The following is a 19,182-nucleotide window of genomic DNA, read 5'->3' as shown; positions in this document are numbered from 1 at the left end:
ATTTTCTATTGAGATAGTTTAAAATAAAAATAATCTATAAGAGGAAGGATGATATGCAAATAGACGCGAATATGAACTCAAATATTTTCTATCATGATGGCTATACATCTATCTCTTCAAATAGCTCAAAAACAAGCATGCTAGTATCTTCCGGCTATGACAAGAAAGATATTGTTAGAAGCAATGAAGTACATGTAGAACAAAGAGAAGATGCTAAAATTTCCTCTATAATTATTAATAAAGCAAGTGCCATACAGTTACAAAAAGACTTAGAAAAATTACAAGATCAAAAGCTAGATATTTCGCATCAAATTTCAAGCATCCAAAGCCTAAAAGATCGTAACTCTATGCAAATGCTTCATTACTTAAATTTAGAGCAGTCAGCCATTCAAAATAATATTTTAAGCATTAAAACTCAAATGATAGAAATGGCACAGGCTTAAAACTAAGCCTTGCCAATAATAGTTTCTAAAACTAGGCAAAAATCCTCTAAAAAATATCCCATTGATTTATAAAAATTGCTAGTTGCGTCTTTTTGGATATCTTTTGAAAGCTGTTTAGCATAAGGCAAGAAAAATGAGACACTAAAAGCTGCAAGAAGCTTCATAGACTCCTTAGATGCTTCACTTTTTAAGATATTTGCTAATAAAATTAGCTGATTTGAGATGCTATCAACCTCGCCCATTTTTGGCTGAAAATTTATAGCCTTATAAAATTGAGCTAGATCATCTTTTGCAGACGAAAAATAGTAACTTGCCTCAAATTTTGACTTTAAAATGACAAAATCGTCACATAAAGCAGCACTACTTTCATCTTTGATAAATTTGGTATAAAGCTCATTGCCTTTTTTATTTGCTTCGCTATTAGTCTGCGTTATCCACGCATTTGTCTTTTTGATACGCATAAAAGATGAAACATCCAAAATGCCACTAAAATTTGCAGCAATCGCAGCCGCTACAACGCTATAAAGTTCTCCAAGTTTCAAATTTTAATCCTTAAGTCGTAGATATCTAAGTCTAAGTGCGTTTAAAACGACAGTAACAGAGCTAAGACACATCGCCATTGAGCCATAAACTGGGCTTAAAAGTAGCCCAAAGACAGGGTAGAGCACGCCTGCAGCCACTGGAATACAAATCGCGTTATACATAAATGCCCAAAATAAATTTTCTTTTATGTTTGCCATAGTAGCATTTGCTAATCTAACTAGTCCAGTCACTCCACGCAAATCATTTTTAATAAGCACGATATCTCCAGCACCTTTTGCTATATCTGAGCCCGAGTTCATAGCGATACCAACACTTGCTTCTTTAAGTGATGGTGAGTCGTTTACGCCATCTCCAACAAAGATAACGCCACCATGATTTGTAAGCTCTTTTATCTCATTAAATTTATCTTCAGGCAGCATATTTGCGTGATATTTACTCACATTTAGCTTCTTAGCGATGCTTGCAACTACTTTCTCATCATCGCCTGAAAGGATCACACTTTGTAAATTTAGACTTGTAAGCTCGTTTATAACATCGCTTGCCTCGTCTTTTAGCTCATCACTAAGCGTTAAAAAACCAACAAATTTTTTATTTATAGTACAAAGTATGACGCCGCTTCCATCGTTTGTAGCCTCTTTTATAGCGTTACTTTCATCCGGATTTAAACTTACTTCATTTGCCAAAAGCAGCTTTTCGTTTCCGATTATTATCTGATTATTCTCATCCTCATAGATGATGCCTTGCCCGACAACATTTTGAAATTTTCCATTTAGCTTTTGTAAATCTATACATTTTTGCTTTGCATATCTAACGATAGCTTTTGAGATGAGATGCTCACTTAAATTTTCAGCAGAAGCGATAAGAGCTAAATCTTGCTCGCTTAAATTTAAGCTTTTGACGCTGATTTGTCCTTTACTAAGTGTGCCTGTTTTGTCAAATGCTACGAATTTAGCATCTTTTATTAGCTCTAAAACTTCTGGATTTTTTACTAAAATTCCAGCTTTTGCACCACGTGCAAGCGCGCTTACTATTGCTATTGGCGTGGCAAGTCCTAGTGCGCATGGGCATGAGATGATAAGCACGCAGATCGCGCTAGAGATCGCATAGGCGAAATTTCCACTAAAAATTATCCATATTAAAAATGTAAGAACTGAGATCGCCACGACACTTGGCACAAAGATGTTTGCTATCTTGTCAGCCAGCCGTCCGATAGGCATCTTTTTAGAGCTAGCGTCGCTTAGTAGGTTTAAAATTTGAGATAGCAAGCTCTCGTAAGAGCTCTTTGTCACCTTGACGCTTATGTAGCCATTTGTGTTTAGAGTGCCGGCAAATACGCCATCTCCCACCTCTTTATAAACTGGCAAGCTCTCGCCTGTTAGCATCGAAGCATCTATCTCAGCGCCACCTTGAACTATCACGCCATCACTTGGAATGTTGTAGCCATTTTTTACGATGACGATGTCGCCTACTTTTAGCTCATTTACATTTACCTCTTTACTATGTCCATCTGGCATGACCAAAAAGGCGGTCTTTGGCGAAATTTTAAGTAGCGTCTTTAGGTAGTCGCCTGCCTTTGCCTTTGAGCGCTCTTCAAGATACTTACCTAGCAAAACAAAGGCTATTATCATCGCTGCGCCCGAGACATAGACATTTTTTAGATCATCTGGGATGAAATCTGAAAAGATCACAACAAAAAGCGAGTATAAAAATGCACTGCCGCTTCCAAGAGCTACAAGCACGTTCATATCGTAGTTTTTGTTTTTAACAGCCTCTATGGCGTGAGCAAAGAAGTCTTTGCCACTAAAAGCTAGCACCAAAAATCCAAGCGCTAAAATGGCTAAATTTACAACCACGCTAGGCCTTACAAACATCTCAAGCGCCATGATGACCATGCTCGCTAGAAATGCAAATATAAATTTATTTCTGATCGCAGTTATATGCTCGTCTCTTTTGGCTTCAAATTCATCAATATTTGTCGCCACAAAATAGCCAAGCTTCTTTATCTTTTGCTCTAAAACTTCACGCACGCTAGCGTCTTTTAGGACAAATTCGCCGCTTGCATTTGCAAAATTTACATTTGCTTCAAGCACCCCATCTATCTTTTTAGAAACCTTCTCGATAGCGTTTGAGCAATTTACGCAGCTCATTCCAGCTATATTTAGTTTGACTTTTAAAGGCATATCAAAGCTCCTTTATAACGTCAAATCCAAGATCAGCCATTTCTGATTTAAATTTCTCTACATCGCCATCTTTTATATCGACGCTTACTTGTCTTGGCTCTTTGCTAAGATCGACTTTTATCTCGCCAAAGTCATCTTCAAGTGCGTTTTTTATAGTGTTTGCGCAGTTTTGGCAGTGGATATTGTTTACTTCAAATGTTTTCATATTATCTCCTTTATCATGTGGTCGTATTCGTGTAAATTTACAATTTTCTTGACATTAAATTTAAAGCCAAGGCTCTCGTAAAATTTACGAACTTTTGGCTTATTTGTATCTACTATTAATGAAACCTTTTTATGCCCTAATTCTTTTGCTACGACAAATGAATGCCTTATGAGCTCTTTTGCAAGCCCTTGGCCTCTAAAATTTTCATCAACAGCGATACTATCTATATAAAACTCATCGTCAAAACACTCTTTTTCTACCTTGTCATCTTTGCCAAGAGCCTTTAAATGTTGTGAAATTTCTCTATCAAGCTGCTCCGCGTCGCCACCAAAATATACACACATAGCAGCGATGATTTCCTCGTTATTTTTATAAACAAAGACATTTTTATAGCTTAGTCTATTTGTCTCACTTTTGAAAAAAATTTCTAAAATTTCATCACTTTTAATAGGATCATCGTAGCCACTTAGCTTGTAGGCGATATCCTCCATTGCTAGATTTAGTAGCTTTATGCAGCTTTTTGCATCTTGTTTTTGAGCATTTTGTATCATGTGTGTCATTATAAAACTCTAGCTTAAATTTTTACCAAATATCAACCTGCGATTTACAAATCAATAATCCCCAATAGGCAAAGTAAAAATGTTTTAAAAAAGTATAAAATTTTTTTAGTTATAATCCGTAAAAAATTTATTTAAGGATATTTATGGGACGAGCATTTGAGTACCGAAGAGCGGCAAAAGAAGCTAGATGGGATAAGATGAGCAAGGTATTTCCAAAACTTGCAAAAGCTATAACAGTAGCCGCAAAAGATGGTGGTTGTGATCCAGATATGAACCCTAAACTTCGTGCAGCTATCGCAGCAGCAAAAGCTGAAAATATGCCAAAAGACAACATCGATGCAGCTATAAAAAGAGCAAATGGCAAAGATAGCGCCGATATTAAGACTATTTTTTATGACGGCAAAGCAGCTCACGGCGTGCAAATCATCGTTGAGTGTGCGACTGACAATCCAACAAGAACAGTTGCAAATGTAAAAGCGATATTTAGCAAAAATGGCGGAGAAATTTTGCCAAGTGGCAGCCTTAGCTTTATGTTTACAAGAAAGAGCGTTTTTGAGCTTGAAAAACCAAGTGCAGATATCGAAGAGATCGAGCTTGAGCTGATTGATTATGGTCTAAGTGACATCGAAGAAGACGAAAACGCACTATTTGTTTATGGCGATTACGCAAATTTTGGCACACTTCATGAAGGCATAGAGAAGCTAAATTTAGTAGTTAAAAAAGCTTCACTTCAGTACTTACCAAATCAAACCGTGAGCCTAAATGAAGAGCAAATGCTTGAGGTCGAGAGGCTTCTTGACAAGCTAGAAGACGACGATGACGTCCAAGCAGTTTATACAAATATCGAATAAAAAGGAAATACATGCGTTTTGATGAATTAAAAGTTTATGACATAAATTTAGATGAGCTTAAAAAAGATAAATTTGCAGTTTTAGAGACAGACAAAGGCGAGATCAGACTTGAACTTTTTGCCGAGGAAGCTCCACAAGCTGTTACAAATTTTGTACATTTGATAAAATCGGGCTTTTATAATGGTCTAAATTTTCACAGAGTTATACCAAATTTTGTCATCCAAGGTGGCTGCCCAAATGGAACAGGCACAGGCGGTCTTGGCTGGAGAATAAAATGTGAATGCGATAAGCAAAAGGTAAAACACGAGCGCGGTAGCCTTAGCATGGCTCATGCGGGACGTGATACTGGCGGATCACAGTTTTTCATCTGTCATAGCAAGCAACCTCATCTTGATGGCGTGCATACAGTCTTTGGAAAATGTGTTGATGAAGAGAGCCTAAAGGTGCTTGACGCCATAAGACAAGGCGATAAGATCATCTCTGCTAAGATCAGAGAAAGCCTATAAAGGGGAAAATTTATGAATAATGCTAAAAAGCAAGGAAATCTTGCTGTAAGATTATTTACCAATCTTGCCTTTTGGGTTGTGATCGGTATTGTTGGTGGCGTTATCGTTGGCATGGTCGCGCCTGAGCTTGGTATAGCAAGCAAACCAGGCATTGATTATTTTATAAAAGCACTTAAAATTTTAATCGGTCCTATTATCTTTTTAACGATCGTTTCAGGTATCGTTGGACTTGAGAGCCTAAAAGATCTTGGATCTATTGGATTAAAGGCATTTATCTATTTTGAGATAGTTAGCACACTTGCGCTTGCTGTTGGTATCATCTTTGGCGAGACACTTCGTCCAGGACATGGTATGAATCTTGACTACACTCAGCTTGATGCCTCAAGCGTAGCTAAATTTACATCTCAGGCTGCAAATATGGACGCAAATAGCGGATTTGTAGCACATACGCTTCATCTTTTAAGAGGTGCTGTGCCAGTAGATGACATCTTCCCTTACGTGCATATACTTGATCCATTTATAAAATCAAACACACTTCAAGTACTTTTCATGGCCATTATTGTTGCCATCGTGCTTTCGCTACTAGCACATGATAAAAAACAAGCTTGCCTAAAGCCACTTGAATTTATTCAGCACTATGTCTTAAAACTTCTTAGCTGGCTTATGCTCTTTAGCCCAGTGGCTGCATTTTCAGCTATGGCTTATCTGATCGGCAAATTTGGTATCGGAACGCTTCTTGGCATGATGGAGCTTTTGGTTGTTATGGCACTTGCAAGCTGCTTTTTCATATTTGTCGTGCTTGGTGTTATCTGCTATTTTGCAAAAATCAATGTCTTTAAATTTATGCGTTTTATCTCAAAAGAGGTATTGGTAGTCTTTGCGACAAGCTCGAGCGAAACAGCTCTTGCACCACTTATGCAAAAGCTAGAATCAGCTGGTATAAATAGAGGCGCTGTTGGACTTATCATTCCAACTGGCTACTCATTTAACCTTGACTGCACCAACATCTATCTAAGTTTAAGCGTTATCTTCTTAGCTCAAGCTTTCAACATCCCGCTAAGCTTTGAGCATCTAATAAGCATTTTAATCGTACTAATGATCACAAGCAAAGGCGCTGTTGGCGTGACAGGATCAGGCTTTGTCGTCCTTGCTGGAACACTAAGCGCACTTCCAAGCACTGGCATACCAGTCGTCACCGTAGCCGTGCTACTTGGCGTTGATAAATTTATGTCAGAAATGCGTGCTGTTGGCAATCTCTGCGGTAATGCCGTTGGCTGCATGATAGTTTCTATCTGGGATAAAAAAGTCGATATGGATAAATTTAGATACGCACTAGATCATCCTGAGGAATTTCACTTTCACTCATAATATAACTTTATAACTATAAGGGCAGCTTTGCCCTTATTTTTTCTTTTTACCCTAAATTTATGCGATCTATCTCCTCCTCTCAAACCTATAAAAATTTTTAGAAAACAACACAATAAATGATATTTGATAACTGGTTCAAGCGCAAAAAGAAAAACTAGGGACTAAGTGTAATAGGAAAATTTTGTTAGTAACTCATATATTTGGCAATATCTAATATTTTGTTACTTACTAGAATAAATTTACAAATGTAATAACTTGAGCTTATAATTTAGAAGAGAAATACTTTAAATTTAGTCATATAAAAAATATTAACTAAAAATTCTTGTAAGATATTAGGAACAGCCTTGCAAACTCTTTGCAAGGCTATATATAAATTAAGCTCTTGGACCAGCTTTAGCGTATTCAACACCCTCTTTTACATCTTCATAGCGTTTGAAATTTTCAACAAACATTTTAGCTAGCTTATCGCGTGAAGCGTTATACTGAGCTGGATTTGCCCATGTGTTTATAGGATTTAGCAGTTTTGTCTCGACGCCATCAAGCTCTTTTGGGATAGCAAAGTTAAATTTATCAAAATTTTCAAACTCACATTTTGTGATGCTGCCATCAAGGATCGCATTTATGCAAGCACGAGTTGCTTTTATGCTCATACGCTTGCCAACGCCGTAAGCACCGCCGCTCCAGCCTGTATTTACAAGATAGACATTAACGCCGTGTTTATCGATCTTCTCACCTAGTAGTTTTGCATAAACAGTTGGGTGAAGTGGCATAAATGGCTCGCCAAAGCAAGCACTAAAAGTAGCGACAGGTTCAGTTATACCGCGCTCTGTGCCAGCAACTTTTGCTGTGTAGCCACTTAGGAAATAATACATCGCCTGCTCTTTTGTCAGCTTTGCAACTGGAGGGAGCACGCCAAAAGCATCAGCACTTAAAAAGATGATATTTTTTGGATGGCCAGCGCTTGAGCTTGGCTCATAGTTATCGATGTGATAGATTGGATAGCTCACGCGTGTATTTTCAGTTTTTGAGCCGTCTTTGTAATCAACCACGCCCTTTTCGTCAGCTACAACGTTTTCAAGTAACGCATCACGTCTGATCGCTGCATAAATTTCTGGCTCGCTACTTGGATCAAGGTTGATACATTTTGCGTAGCAGCCACCCTCAAAGTTAAACACCCCATCATCGTCCCAGCCGTGCTCGTCATCGCCTATTAGTTTGCGTTTTGGATCGGTTGAAAGTGTAGTTTTACCAGTGCCAGATAGGCCAAAAAATAGCGCTGTATCGCCCTTCTCGCCTACGTTTGCAGAGCAGTGCATACTTAGTTTGCCTTCAAGTGGCAACCAGTAGTTCATCATAGAAAAAATGCCCTTTTTCATCTCGCCGCCATACCATGTGCCGCCGATCACTGCGACATTTTCCTCGACATTAAAGATAACAAAAACCTCTGAATGTAGCCCATCAGCCTTGTAGTCCTCATTTTTTGTCTTGCAAGCGTTATATACTACAAAATCAGGCTCAAATTTAGCCAGCTCTGCTTCACTTGGACGGATAAACATATTTTTTACAAAGTGTGCTTGCCACGCTACTTCAGTGACAAAGCGTACTGATTTTTGACTCTTTTTGCTAGCTCCACAAAATGCGTCTTGGATGAAAATTTCCTTGCCACTAAGCTGATCTTTTGCTTTTTTAAGAAGCTTGTCAAAAAGCTCTTTTGTGATAGGCTGATTTATCTTGCCCCAAGCGATGTATTTTTGGCTTGGATCTTGCTTGACGAAATATTTATCTTTTGGGCTTCTTCCAGTAAAAATTCCCGTATCAACCATAAATGTGCCGTTGCTTGAAACCCTGCCCTCGTTGTTTGCCTTTTCAAGCTCAAAAAGCTCGTCGTAGCTTAGATTATGATTTATCTTTTTGATCTCCTTTAGACCTAGCTCGTCTAGTTTATTTATCATGTTGTTTCCTTTTAAAATTTTCATTTTTTATAAATTCTGACCTAAAAGTCATCAAAATGTTAATCAAATTTCGCTTAACACTATCTTTTTAAAAGTGGCAAATTTATTTAAATTTAGCTACCACTTGATTGTTCGCGACGCTTTGACCTTTGCTAACCTCAATAGAGCCTATCACACCATCTTTTGGGGCTTTGACCTCTATCTCCATCTTCATTGCTTCAAGCACGACTACAGCTTGCCCCTTTTTGACATGGTCTCCTGCGCTTACTAAAATTTTATGCACAGCGCCCGGCAAGCTTGCAACGATATCATTTTCAGTTGCACCTGCTGCTGCACTTTTGGCATTTTTTACGCTCTTGCCTTCAACTTCAGTGATTGATTTTACTTGGATGCTGTCGTTAAAGCCCTCGCTTACTTCGACATTGTAGCGGCTACCATTTACAACGACACTATATCTGCCGCTTTGAGTTTGTCTGCTCTCGTTTGCTTTAGCATTTGGATCGATTTTTCTTACATTTACTTTGGCTTCGCCTTTTAAAAATGCAATACCCTTTTCTTTACAAGCTGCTGCTATAAATATATTTTCTTCGGTAGTTTTTATATTGTTTTGCTTTAGAATTTCTTTTACATGAGCAAGCGACTTACTCTCATCTTTATCAGCTATATCAACTGCGTGTTTTGTAGTTGGTTTTAAGCCTAGTTGCTCGCTTGCAAGCTTGATGATCTCTTTATCAGGCGTAACTGGGGTCTTGCCAAAGTAGCCAAGCACCATTTTGCCGTATCCCTCGGCAATCTTCTTCCACTTGCCAAACATCACATTGTTAAATGCTTGTTGGAAGTAAAACTGGCTAACAGGGGTCACTGAAGTGCCGTATCCACCCTTTTGCACGACCTCGCGCATCGCAAGGATGACCTCTGGAAATTTATCTAAGATGTTGTTATCTCTCATCATCTGGGTATTTGCTGTAAGCGCGCCACCAGGCATCGGTGAAAATGGTATGAGTGGGCTTACTTGTACGGCCTCAGGTGGCAAGAAATACTCTTTTAAACAATCATTCAAAACGCTTTCGTATTTTAAAATTTTCTCCACGTCAAGTCCACCAAGATCGTAGTTTTTGCCTTTAACTGCGTGAAGCATGGTTAAGATATCTGGCTGACTTGTACCGCCACTTACTGGGCTTGCGGCTAGATCTATGCCGTCAACGCCAGCTTCAAGCGCTGCAAGATAGCAAGCCACACTTACGCCTGCGGTTTCATGAGTGTGAAGTCTGATGTGAGTTTTTTCTGGCAATAATTTTCTAGCCATTTTTATGGTTTCATAGACCTTTTGTGGGCTACTTGTACCACTTGCATCTTTAAAGCAAACGCTGTGATAAGGAATGTTTGCATCTAAAATTTCTCTTAAAATTTTCTCATAAAATTTAACATCATGTGCTCCCACACAGCCACTAGGCAGATCCATCATCGTAACTACGACTTCGTGTTTTAGTCCATGATGAGCGATCCTTTCGCCTGAATATTTTAAATTTTCAACGTCATTTAGTGCGTCAAAATTTCTGATGGTGGTAGTTCCATGTTTTTTAAAAAGTTTTGCGTGAAGGTCGATTAGCTCGCGACTACCAGTATCAAGTGTAACGGTATTTACGCCCCTGCTTAGGGTTTGAAGATTTGCTTTTGGTCCTACGATGCTTCTAAATTTATCCATCATCGTAAAAGCATCTTCATTAAGGTAAAAATAAAGGCTTTGAAATCTCGCTCCGCCACCAAATTCAAAATGCTCTATGCCAGCCTCTTTGGCCGCTTCAAGCGCAGGCAAAAAATCGTTCATAAGCACTCTGGCGCCATAAACTGACTGAAAGCCATCTCTAAAGGTTGTATCCATAACATCGATAAATTTCTTCGCCATCACCCACCTCATTAATTTTATAAATTTATTTAAAGAATTCATAGAAAATGGCTAAATTGGTTAGAAACTCAAATTAGCCATTTTGCTTGTTTTTTGGTATTTTACAACCAAAAACTTTTATATCATTTAAAAAGTGAGAGTAAGAAGTTTAATAATCCGCCGTGGCTCGCATCAAGCATTGGCTTTAATTCCATTAGAAAGACGCAGAAAAATACAAGTACAGCAAGCTGAATAAAAATATAAGGCACAACGCCTTTATAAATAGCAGTCGTTTTTATCTCAGCTGGTGCGACTGATCTTAGGAAAAATAAGCTAAATCCAAATGGCGGCGTTAGGAATGAAGTTTGCAAATTCATCGCAACTAAGATTGCTAGATAAATTGGATTTATACCAAGCTTTGCGGCTATTGGCACCAAGATAGGAAGCACAATGTATGAAATTTCAACAAAGTCGATAAAAAAGCCAAGCACAAAGATAACAACCATGCTAAAAATGATAAAGCCCCACTTCTCACCTGGCAAATTTGTCATAAATTTTTCAACAATCTCATCGCCACCAGTATAACTAAATACCATAGAAAAGGCTGTCGCACCAACAAGTATGGCAAAGACAAGTGCTGTGGTTTTTACGCTTTCAGCCAATGCCTCTTTTATCATAGAAAATGAAAATGTCCTATAAAAAATAGCTAAAATAATGGCTCCGACGCAGCCAAAAGCTGAACTTTCAGTTGGTGTAGCGATACCTGCAAATATAGAACCCAATACGCAAATAACCAGTAAAAGCGGCGGAAAGATAGCGATTAGTGCTCTAATGATCTGCTTAAATTTACTAACACCGCTCTCATCTTTTACTACCGGTGCTGTATCTGGTTTCAAATAAGCAACAATCAAAATATAAATTATATAAACTGCTACTAGTGTGAGTCCTGGGATGATGGCTTGATGAAAAAGCTCACCAACTGGCACTGAAAATATATCACCCAAAATAATCAGCACGATAGAAGGTGGAATGATCTGTCCAAGCGTACCAGCAGCACATATAGTGCCACAACCTAGCGCTTGGTCGTATTTATACTTTAACATAACAGGCAAGCTTATAACGCCCATTGCAACGACACTTGCACCAACAACACCAGTTGAAGCTGCAAGAAGTGCTCCAACCAAGATAGTGCTAATAGCAATGCCTCCGCGAATTTCTCCAAAAAGCATACCCATACTCTCAAGCAGCCTCTCAGCTAGTTTTGACTTTTGAAGCACGACGCCCATAAATACAAAAAGTGGAACTGCTATAAAAATTCTACTCTCCATGATAGAGAAAATTCTATAAGGCATGAAGTTAAACATATCTTTGAAAACTTCGATACTTCCAAGCAGCCCATCTCCGTCTCCAATGCTCTCAACAATACTACCAATCATGCCAAATATCATCGAAACCGCACCAAAGGTAAAGGCTACCGGAAAGCCAATGCCTAGCATCAAAAGTGCAGCTATAAACATTATCAAACCAGCCATTATTCCCCCTTTTTAGCTTTTTTGTAAAGATTAAAATTTCTTATAAAAAAGCCAATCGCAAAAAATACAAGTAGATAAAAAGAAAAAGGAATAAGTGCTTTTATGATCCATCTGTGAGTAAGGCCGCCTGGATCCGCACTAGCTTCAGCTGAAGTATAAGCGTCACTCACAAATTCAAACGATAAATTTGAAACCAGAAGTGCAAATGGAATTACAAAAATAACAGTTCCTATCATATTTACAAGAGCTTTATTTTTTGGTGAAAATTTAGCATAAAAGATATCAACTCTAACGTGCGCATCTTCTTTTAATGCATAGCTCATACCAAGCAAAAATATCACAGCAAAAAAATACCACTCAAGCTCCTGAAATGCAACGTTTCCATAGGAAAAAAAGTATCTTGCCACAACGTTAAAAAAGACGTCTATTATCATCAAAGCCATAATAAACATGCAAATATAGCCGACTATATCGCCTACCTTATCAAAAAATTTCTCAACTTTTTGCATAAACAACCCTTAAAAAAACAATTTATTTATCATGATGATAAAGACGCAAACTGGCGCTACATATCTTAATAAAAAATACCACGCACTAAATACAAAGTCGCTCATATATGGACTAAATAGCACATAAAGTGCCTCTCTTTTCATAAAATATCCAACAAATATCGCTCCACCAATACCACTAATTGGAAGCAGAACATTTGAAGCGGTAAAGTCAAGAAAATCAAAGAAATTTTTACCAAAGAGCATAAATTTGTCGCCAACATTTTCTATATTTGATAAAAGACATAAAAATCCTAAAACAAAAACACCGACTCCAACTATGCTAAGAGCTTTTATCCTGCTAATGCCATACTCTCTGATCAAGAAAAATACAAACGGCTCTACGATAGAGATAGCTGAAGTAATGCCAGCAAAAATAAGTGCTGCAAAAAATGCTATAGCTAAAATTTGACCTATCACACCAAGCTTAGCAAAGAGCGTTGGAAGCGAGATAAAGACAAGTCCTGGTCCTTGAGACGGCTCTGCGCCAAATTCAAATATAAATGTAAAGATAACAAGACCCATCATGATGGCTAAGACGATGTTTATAAAGACGATACTTAACGTAGAAGTGGCTAAATTTGTATCATCGCTTAGGCTAGCTGAATATGTAATGATCGCTGCCATACCAAGAGATAGTGTCCAAAAAGCAAGCCCAAGAGCAAGCAAGAGCGAGTTAAATGAAATTTTACTAAAGTCAGGAACAAGTAAAAACTCAGCAGATTTTGTAAAGCCATTCATCGTCATAGAAAAGATAAGCATGATTAAAACCATAATAAATAGGCTTGGCATCATCCAAACATTTAGCTTTTCAATGCCACTTTTCACTCCTTTTGAAAGGATAAAAAAGCAAGCTACAAATGCAATAACAAAATAAAGCGTCTGCTCGCCAAGACCATGCGTAAGAAGCTCGTTAAATATTACTTTTGAACTTTCTATATCGTTTGGAAGACCAGTAAAAGATAGTGTGAAATACTTAAAGACCCAACCGATGATCACGATGTAGTAAGATGAGATTATAGCTGCGGTTACCATAGCTAAAATTCCAACCAACTGCCATAAATTTTTATTTTTATTTGCCAACTTTCTAAAGGCATTTACACTATCGCTCTCACTAAGCTTGCCAATACTAAGCTCTGCCATAAAGATAGGTATACCAACTAAAAACGTTATCAAAAGATATAAAATAACAAATGCCGATCCACCATTTTCACCGACCATATATGGAAATTTCCACGCATTGCCAAGTCCAACAGCTGACCCTGCAACTGCTAAAACATAACCTATTTTAGAAAACTGTTCTTTTGCCATTATGCAATCTCCCTTACTAACACCACAAAAACTAGAACTGGTGCCACAAACCTTATTAAAAAATACCAAATTTTAAAAACAATCTCACCCATATAAGGCAAAAATAGCTCTTTTAAAAGCTCAAATTTCATAAAGTACCCAACAAAAATGGCAAATATAATGCCACCAAGTGGGAGCATAATGTTTGAGCTAAGATAATCAAGCAAATCAAAAAAACTCTTACCAAAAAATGTAAGTGCTTCTTTAAAATTGCCAATACCGCTTAATGCACATAAAATCCCTAAAACATAAACTACGGCACCGACAATGATAATTGATCTATTTCTACTAAATCCCAAACTTTTATTTAAGAAAAATATAAATGGCTCGACTAGCGAAATAACCGATGTTATACCAGCAAAAAATAAAGATGTAAAAAATGCAAAAGCTAAGAAATTCCCAAGCAAACCAAGCTTTGCAAAAAGCGTTGGAAGCGAGATAAATGCTAACCCTGCACCCTTTGATGGCTCTGAGCCAAATTCATAGGTGAATGTAAAAACTATAAGTCCTATAATTACGCTAATAATTATATTTGCAAAGACTACATAAAGTGATGAAGTGAATAAATTTGTATCATTGCCTAGGCTTGATGAGTAAGTTAAAATGCAGCCAATGCCAATACACATCGTAAAAAAAGCTAACCCAAGAGCATTTAAGATAGCGCTTTGATCTATCTTTGAAAAATCAGGTACAAGTAAAAATTTAGCCGCCTCATCAAATCCATTCATGCCAAAAGAGTAGCCAAGCATAAGCAAAAGCAAAATAAAAAGTGCTGGAATAAGATATACATTTATACGTTCTATTCCACTTTTTATACCTTTTGTAAGTATAAAAAAGTAGGCAAAAAAAGCGATGCTAAAATATAAAATTTGCTCCTCTATGCCCTTTGAAGTAAAATTTACAAAAAGCGCTTCTGAGCTTGCCATATCTTTTGGAAGCTCACCAAGACTTAAGATAACGTATTTTAAAACCCAACCAATGATGAGTGTGTAAAAAGATGCGATGAATAACCCTGTCACCATCACAACACCAGCAAATTTCCAAGAATTTGCCCCCTTTGTAGCTAGACTCTTAAATGCTCCAACCGTATCAAGGCATGAAATTTTGCCCATTGCCATCTCAGCAAAAAATATACTAAGTCCAACAACAAAAGCAAAAAATAAATATATAAGAATAAATGCTGAACCGCCATTACTACCGACCATATATGGAAATTTCCATGCATTACCAAGGCCAATAGCCGCTCCAATGATAGAAAGAACAAAACCAACTTTACTAAATCTATCCATCATTTACCTGCTATTTGATAGATCATGATGGCACAAATTGCAATTGGCACGATATATCTTAGAGTGAAGTACCAAATTTCAAAGAATACTTTTCCCATAAATTCGCCAAAGAGTAGATATAGGCTCTCTTTTTTAAGTTTATAGCCAACAAAAAAACTAAAAATTATGGCACCTATTGGCATCATGATATTTGAAGTAAGAAAATCAAGTGCATCAAAGACTGGCTTGCCAAAAATACTAAAAATATTAGCCGTCTGCGCATAATATGAAAAAATACAAAAAAGGCCTAAAATATAGACAAAAATTCCAATATAAACAAGAGCTATTTTGCGTGAAATTTCAAATTTTCTAACCAAATAATAAGCAAATGGTTCAATCATCGAAACAGCACTTGTAACACCAGCAAATAAAAGTGAAACAAAAAATGCGATGGCCATGACATTGCCAACTATCCCAAGCTTTGCAAAAAGTGTAACAAGTGAGATAAAAATAAGCCCTGGGCCACTTGCCGTGCTATCAGCTCCATAAGCAAATATAAACGTAAAGACCACAAGTCCCATCATAATGCCTATTAATATGTTTATAAAGATGATAGAAAGCGTTGATTTTATAAGATTTGTCTGCTCTGGTAAATTTGCAGCGTATGTCGGTATGACGCCAACACCCATAGATAGCGAGAAGAACGCGAGTCCAAGAGCTTGTAAAACAACATCTGGCGTGATAGCGCTAAAATTTGGTACAAATAAAAATTTAGCCGCCTTAACAAAGCCATCACCCATACTAATTGCATAAAAAAGTATACAAACAAGAAGTATAAAAAGGCCCGGCATCATCCAGATATTTAGCTTTTCAATGCCACTTTTCACACCTTTTGAAACAGCAAAAAATACCATTAAAAAGACTAGACTAAAGCAAAGCATGGCACTGGTTAGATCATTTGCCAAAAGTGTATTAAACTGCTGGGCTGCCTCTTCTTGATTGCTTAAAAGTGGCGAAAAGCCAAGATAAATATACTTTAATATCCAGCCAATGACAACCATATAAAACGAAGCAATAAGTATCGCTCCTATCATAAAAAAGCCTGAAAAAGACCATATTTTTTTGTGTTTTGGAGCAAGTTTATAAATGGAGCTTACAACGTCACTCTCACCAAGCTTACCAATGCTAAGCTCTGCTAAAAACGCCACAAAAGCGATAGCAAACGTGAGAAGTAAATATAAAATTATAAACGCTGAACCGCCATTGTTTCCTACCATTGTTGGAAATTTCCATGCATTACCAAGTCCAACAGCCGATCCTGCCATAGCAAGAACGAAGCCTATTTTTGAAAATTTTTCATTTATCATTGATTACCTGAGATTAAGAATAAATTAATTTTTTCAAAGATAACATAAAAAAACTTTTATTTTTCTAAGCCAAGAATTTTTTATGGGCGATTTAAATTTTTAGTGTTTTTATTTGAAACAAAGTTTTGTTTTTGTAATATTACGGCTCATAAAGTTTAAGTAGGGGACAGATCCGAAAGAGCTTTAAAATTTTAAAGGAGCAACGATGAAAAAGATCGTGTTTTTAATTCTTGGTCTTGCTGCATTCGCATTTGGCGCTGATGGCGAGATGATTAGATCATATTCAGTTATCGCTGGTGGTATTGGCCTTGGCCTTGCAGCTCTTGGTGGCGCTATTGGTATGGGCAATACAGCTGCTGCAACAATTAGTGGAACAGCTAGAAACCCAGGTGTTGGCAGCAAACTTATGACTACAATGTTTATCGCTCTTGCGATGATCGAAGCACAAGTTATCTACGCACTTGTTATTACACTTATCGTTCTTTACGCAAACCCAATGCTTGGCTAAGCGTAAAGCTTAAATTTAGCCCCTCTTTGGGGCTTTTACTCTTTTTGCGATCATGGTGGAATTGGTAGACACGCTATCTTGAGGGGGTAGTGCCGCTAGGTGTGCGAGTTCGAGTCTCGCTGATCGCACCATCTAATCTTATACTTCAAAATCCAAAATCTTACAAAATTTAAAAAGGGGAATTTATGCTAGATAAAAAGCGTGCTTTAAAACAGCTACAAAACGAAGCAGATGATACCGCCATCTATACGTTACTCGAAGCTAGTGAAAAAAATGAAGAAAATAAAAAAATACTTCGTAAATTAATCACTGAGGAAAAACGACACTATGCTTTTTGCCAAAAGATAACAGGTGAGAGTAGAACTGCAAATTTATTCAAAGTTATCTTCTATACGATACTCGTTAAAATTTTTGGAACATCTTTTACTTTAAAATTTATGGAGTCACGTGAAGAAGACGCAGAGCAATTTTATCTTGGTATCGTTGATGAGTATCCTGAGGCTAGAGATATTTATGATGAAGAAGTAAATCATGAAAACAATTTAATCTCTATGCTAAAAGATACAAAGCTCGTAAATGCCGGCGGCATTGTTCTTGGTATGAATGACGCATTAGTTGAGTTAACTGGCACACTAAGTGGCATCGCTCTAGCTTTTTCAAATACAAAATCAGTTGGTGCAACGGGCCTTATCATGGGCATTGCAGCTGCACTTTCTATGGCAGGATCGGCCTATCTTGAGTCAAAAGAAAATCCAAGTGACGAGATCAAACCACTTATCTATTCGCTCTACACAGGTGGTTCTTACATCATAACAACGGCGTTTTTGATACTTCCATTTTTCATCTTTTCAAGTGGTGTTTACGCTGTCTTGTCGATGTTTTTCTTTGCGCTAGTTGCCATTATCACTTACAACTTTTACATAAGCGTGGCAAAAGAGCTTAAATTTTTACCAAGAGTGGTTGAAATGTGTGTGATAACTTTTGGTGTTGCGATCATTTCATTTGGCATTGGCTTTTTAGTCAAGCACTATTTTGGCTTAGATATTTAATCCAAAATTTCATACCAGGTGTAGCTATCGTCTCCAAAATTTCCACTAAATAGTGGTTTTAAATTTAGATCAAGGCTCAGGTTTTTACCATCCTTAAAATTTGAGCTTTGATAGATAAGCAGCCATTTCACGTTTGCTAACTTGCCATCTTTTGCAAGTTTTAAAAACTCACCAGCGCCTTCAAACATACTAAGTCCTTTTAAACTAAGCTCTTTTTGAATGCTAACTTTGCGATCTGGTACGCTAAAAAGTGGTATTGTCTTATCAAATTTATCACTTCTTGAGTAGATTATGACATCTGGATTTTTGCCACCACTTACTAGCCTACTATCAAGCTTTGGCCGGTCTATTCGCACTGTGTTGCCGCCGATCACTAGCGTATCTATGACGCTTCTTAGTTTATGGACATGCGTGCGGCTAAGCTCGTTTGTGATGATGCCACCACTTGCCACGCCGTTTTTACTAAGAGCGATTTTTAAAAAACTAAAACCACCATTTTGATAGGCCAAAAATGGCTCAAGTAGCTTATCGCAACGCTCTTTTAAAACGCCAAATTTAACTTTCAGCCCAGCACTTTGAAGTAAATTTCCACCACCACTTGCGATTTTATTTTCATCGTGGCTACCTATTATCACCTCTCTAAAACCAAGCTCTTTTAGCAAAATTGCACAAGGTGGCGTTTTACCATGATGTAAGCAAGGCTCAAGAGTGACGTAAGCTTTTGCATTTTTTAGTAAATTTGAGTGATTTTTTAGTATAAATTCATAGGTAAATTTTGGCTCCAAAAGGCCAATTTCGCCCTCTTTTATATTAGAGCTAAATTTATCGTTATAAGCTTTTATAAAATCATCTTTAAATTTTTCACTTTTTTTGCAAAGCGCAAAGAGTATCGCTGTCGGTTCAGCGTGTAAAAATCCAGCTTTTTCATGAGCCTTACAAGATAAAATTTGACCATTTTCATCAAGGATAAGGCATCCAACGGCTGGATTTGGATAGGTTAATATTTGAAATTTCCAAGCCTCGCTTAAAGCAAGATCCATGTAAAATTCGTCGTTCATCTTAGCAGA

The 19,182-nt window shown here is 37.4% G+C and carries 18 protein-coding genes and 1 tRNA gene; 7 read left to right on the top strand and 12 right to left on the bottom strand.

From position 1 onward, the window contains the following. Positions 1 to 53: 53 nt before the first annotated feature. Positions 54 to 443, top strand: a complete 390-nt coding sequence (locus TH67_RS05505; protein WP_072594716.1) for a hypothetical protein — start codon at positions 54 to 56, stop codon at positions 441 to 443. Positions 444 to 445: 2 nt separating this feature from the next. On the opposite strand, the gene TH67_RS05500 is transcribed toward TH67_RS05505, so the two are convergent. From TH67_RS05500 to TH67_RS05485, 4 genes are read right to left on the bottom strand one after another with little or no spacing between them, the layout of a single operon-like run. Beyond that, positions 446 to 985: an oxidoreductase gene (locus tag TH67_RS05500; protein WP_072594715.1), complete on the bottom strand. Its 540-nt coding sequence runs from the start codon at positions 983 to 985 to the stop codon at positions 446 to 448. A gap of 3 nt (positions 986 to 988) precedes the next feature. Further along, positions 989 to 3,166, bottom strand: coding sequence for a heavy metal translocating P-type ATPase (locus TH67_RS05495; RefSeq protein ID WP_072594714.1), 2,178 nt, complete (start codon positions 3,164 to 3,166; stop codon positions 989 to 991). A gap of 1 nt (position 3,167) precedes the next feature. After that, positions 3,168 to 3,371 (bottom strand): heavy-metal-associated domain-containing protein, encoded by a 204-nt coding sequence (locus TH67_RS05490; protein ID WP_072594713.1) that lies wholly within the window; start codon positions 3,369 to 3,371, stop codon positions 3,168 to 3,170. Continuing rightward, positions 3,368 to 3,922 (bottom strand): GNAT family N-acetyltransferase, encoded by a 555-nt coding sequence (locus tag TH67_RS05485; protein WP_072594712.1) that lies wholly within the window; start codon positions 3,920 to 3,922, stop codon positions 3,368 to 3,370. The genes TH67_RS05490 and TH67_RS05485 overlap by 4 nt, the downstream gene beginning before the upstream one ends. 152 nt (positions 3,923 to 4,074) lie before the next feature. On the opposite strand from TH67_RS05485, the gene TH67_RS05480 reads away from it, so the two are divergent. The 3 genes from TH67_RS05480 to TH67_RS05470 are packed head-to-tail and all read left to right on the top strand — an operon-like array spanning position 4,075 to position 6,656. After that, positions 4,075 to 4,782 carry a YebC/PmpR family DNA-binding transcriptional regulator gene (locus TH67_RS05480; protein ID WP_009294306.1) on the top strand — a complete coding sequence of 236 codons (708 nt, stop codon included), beginning with the start codon at positions 4,075 to 4,077 and terminating at the stop codon, positions 4,780 to 4,782. Positions 4,783 to 4,793: 11 nt separating this feature from the next. Beyond that, positions 4,794 to 5,288 (top strand): peptidylprolyl isomerase, encoded by a 495-nt coding sequence (locus TH67_RS05475; protein WP_072594711.1) that lies wholly within the window; start codon positions 4,794 to 4,796, stop codon positions 5,286 to 5,288. Between the two features lie 12 nt (positions 5,289 to 5,300). Next, positions 5,301 to 6,656, top strand: coding sequence for a cation:dicarboxylate symporter family transporter (locus TH67_RS05470; protein WP_072594710.1), 1,356 nt, complete (start codon positions 5,301 to 5,303; stop codon positions 6,654 to 6,656). Positions 6,657 to 7,030: 374 nt separating this feature from the next. Here TH67_RS05470 and pckA read toward each other — a convergent pair whose 3' ends face one another. The 7 genes from pckA to TH67_RS05435 form a co-directional block, all read right to left on the bottom strand. Beyond that, entirely contained in the window at positions 7,031 to 8,605 is a 1,575-nt protein-coding gene (pckA, locus tag TH67_RS05465; RefSeq protein ID WP_180371739.1) for a phosphoenolpyruvate carboxykinase (ATP), read from the bottom strand. Between the two features lie 106 nt (positions 8,606 to 8,711). Next, positions 8,712 to 10,514 (bottom strand): biotin/lipoyl-containing protein, encoded by a 1,803-nt coding sequence (locus TH67_RS05460; protein ID WP_072594982.1) that lies wholly within the window; start codon positions 10,512 to 10,514, stop codon positions 8,712 to 8,714. 122 nt (positions 10,515 to 10,636) lie between these two features. Next, entirely contained in the window at positions 10,637 to 12,025 is a 1,389-nt protein-coding gene (locus TH67_RS05455; RefSeq protein WP_072594708.1) for a TRAP transporter large permease, read from the bottom strand. After that, positions 12,025 to 12,534 (bottom strand): TRAP transporter small permease subunit, encoded by a 510-nt coding sequence (locus tag TH67_RS05450; protein WP_072594707.1) that lies wholly within the window; start codon positions 12,532 to 12,534, stop codon positions 12,025 to 12,027. Before TH67_RS05450 ends, TH67_RS05455 begins: the two co-directional genes overlap by 1 nt. Positions 12,535 to 12,543: 9 nt before the next feature. After that, positions 12,544 to 13,884, bottom strand: a complete 1,341-nt coding sequence (locus TH67_RS05445) for a sodium-dependent transporter (RefSeq protein ID WP_072594706.1) — start codon at positions 13,882 to 13,884, stop codon at positions 12,544 to 12,546. Continuing rightward, entirely contained in the window at positions 13,884 to 15,215 is a 1,332-nt protein-coding gene (locus tag TH67_RS05440; protein ID WP_072594705.1) for a sodium-dependent transporter, read from the bottom strand. The genes TH67_RS05445 and TH67_RS05440 overlap by 1 nt, the downstream gene beginning before the upstream one ends. Beyond that, positions 15,212 to 16,558 (bottom strand): sodium-dependent transporter, encoded by a 1,347-nt coding sequence (locus TH67_RS05435; RefSeq protein ID WP_081370916.1) that lies wholly within the window; start codon positions 16,556 to 16,558, stop codon positions 15,212 to 15,214. The genes TH67_RS05440 and TH67_RS05435 overlap by 4 nt, the downstream gene beginning before the upstream one ends. 205 nt (positions 16,559 to 16,763) lie before the next feature. Here TH67_RS05435 and TH67_RS05430 point away from each other — a divergent pair, with 205 nt between their 5' ends. The 3 genes from TH67_RS05430 (at position 16,764) to TH67_RS05420 (ending at position 18,115) form a co-directional block, all read left to right on the top strand. Further along, entirely contained in the window at positions 16,764 to 17,066 is a 303-nt protein-coding gene (locus TH67_RS05430) for a F0F1 ATP synthase subunit C (protein ID WP_004317263.1), read from the top strand. A 46-nt stretch (positions 17,067 to 17,112) separates the two neighbouring features. Further along, positions 17,113 to 17,197, top strand: a tRNA-Leu gene (locus TH67_RS05425). 54 nt (positions 17,198 to 17,251) lie between these two features. Then, positions 17,252 to 18,115 (top strand): VIT1/CCC1 transporter family protein, encoded by an 864-nt coding sequence (locus TH67_RS05420; protein WP_072594704.1) that lies wholly within the window; start codon positions 17,252 to 17,254, stop codon positions 18,113 to 18,115. Here TH67_RS05420 and ribD read toward each other — a convergent pair. Further along, a complete protein-coding gene (gene ribD / locus TH67_RS05415) occupies positions 18,112 to 19,173 on the bottom strand; it encodes a bifunctional diaminohydroxyphosphoribosylaminopyrimidine deaminase/5-amino-6-(5-phosphoribosylamino)uracil reductase RibD (RefSeq protein ID WP_072594703.1) in 1,062 nt (353 codons plus the stop codon). The genes TH67_RS05420 and ribD overlap by 4 nt on opposite strands. Positions 19,174 to 19,182: the final 9 nt, after the last annotated feature.

Origin of the sequence: Campylobacter concisus (assembly GCF_001891085.1) — a bacterium.
Lineage (GTDB): Bacteria > Campylobacterota > Campylobacteria > Campylobacterales > Campylobacteraceae > Campylobacter_A > Campylobacter_A concisus_O.
This window is presented reverse-complemented; position numbering and strand designations above follow the sequence as displayed.

Coding starts and splice junctions, on each gene's coding strand:
- TH67_RS05505 (WP_072594716.1), top strand. CDS start 54: ATGCAAATAGACGCGAATATGAACTCAAATATTTTCTATCATGATGGC.
- TH67_RS05495 (WP_072594714.1), bottom strand. CDS start 3,166: ATGCCTTTAAAAGTCAAACTAAATATAGCTGGAATGAGCTGCGTAAAT.
- TH67_RS05490 (WP_072594713.1), bottom strand. CDS start 3,371: ATGAAAACATTTGAAGTAAACAATATCCACTGCCAAAACTGCGCAAAC.
- TH67_RS05485 (WP_072594712.1), bottom strand. CDS start 3,922: ATGATACAAAATGCTCAAAAACAAGATGCAAAAAGCTGCATAAAGCTA.
- TH67_RS05480 (WP_009294306.1), top strand. CDS start 4,075: ATGGGACGAGCATTTGAGTACCGAAGAGCGGCAAAAGAAGCTAGATGG.
- TH67_RS05475 (WP_072594711.1), top strand. CDS start 4,794: ATGCGTTTTGATGAATTAAAAGTTTATGACATAAATTTAGATGAGCTT.
- TH67_RS05470 (WP_072594710.1), top strand. CDS start 5,301: ATGAATAATGCTAAAAAGCAAGGAAATCTTGCTGTAAGATTATTTACC.
- TH67_RS05460 (WP_072594982.1), bottom strand. CDS start 10,514: ATGGCGAAGAAATTTATCGATGTTATGGATACAACCTTTAGAGATGGC.
- TH67_RS05455 (WP_072594708.1), bottom strand. CDS start 12,025: ATGGCTGGTTTGATAATGTTTATAGCTGCACTTTTGATGCTAGGCATT.
- TH67_RS05450 (WP_072594707.1), bottom strand. CDS start 12,534: ATGCAAAAAGTTGAGAAATTTTTTGATAAGGTAGGCGATATAGTCGGC.
- TH67_RS05445 (WP_072594706.1), bottom strand. CDS start 13,884: ATGGCAAAAGAACAGTTTTCTAAAATAGGTTATGTTTTAGCAGTTGCA.
- TH67_RS05440 (WP_072594705.1), bottom strand. CDS start 15,215: ATGATGGATAGATTTAGTAAAGTTGGTTTTGTTCTTTCTATCATTGGA.
- TH67_RS05435 (WP_081370916.1), bottom strand. CDS start 16,558: ATGATAAATGAAAAATTTTCAAAAATAGGCTTCGTTCTTGCTATGGCA.
- TH67_RS05430 (WP_004317263.1), top strand. CDS start 16,764: ATGAAAAAGATCGTGTTTTTAATTCTTGGTCTTGCTGCATTCGCATTT.
- TH67_RS05420 (WP_072594704.1), top strand. CDS start 17,252: ATGCTAGATAAAAAGCGTGCTTTAAAACAGCTACAAAACGAAGCAGAT.
- ribD (WP_072594703.1), bottom strand. CDS start 19,173: ATGAACGACGAATTTTACATGGATCTTGCTTTAAGCGAGGCTTGGAAA.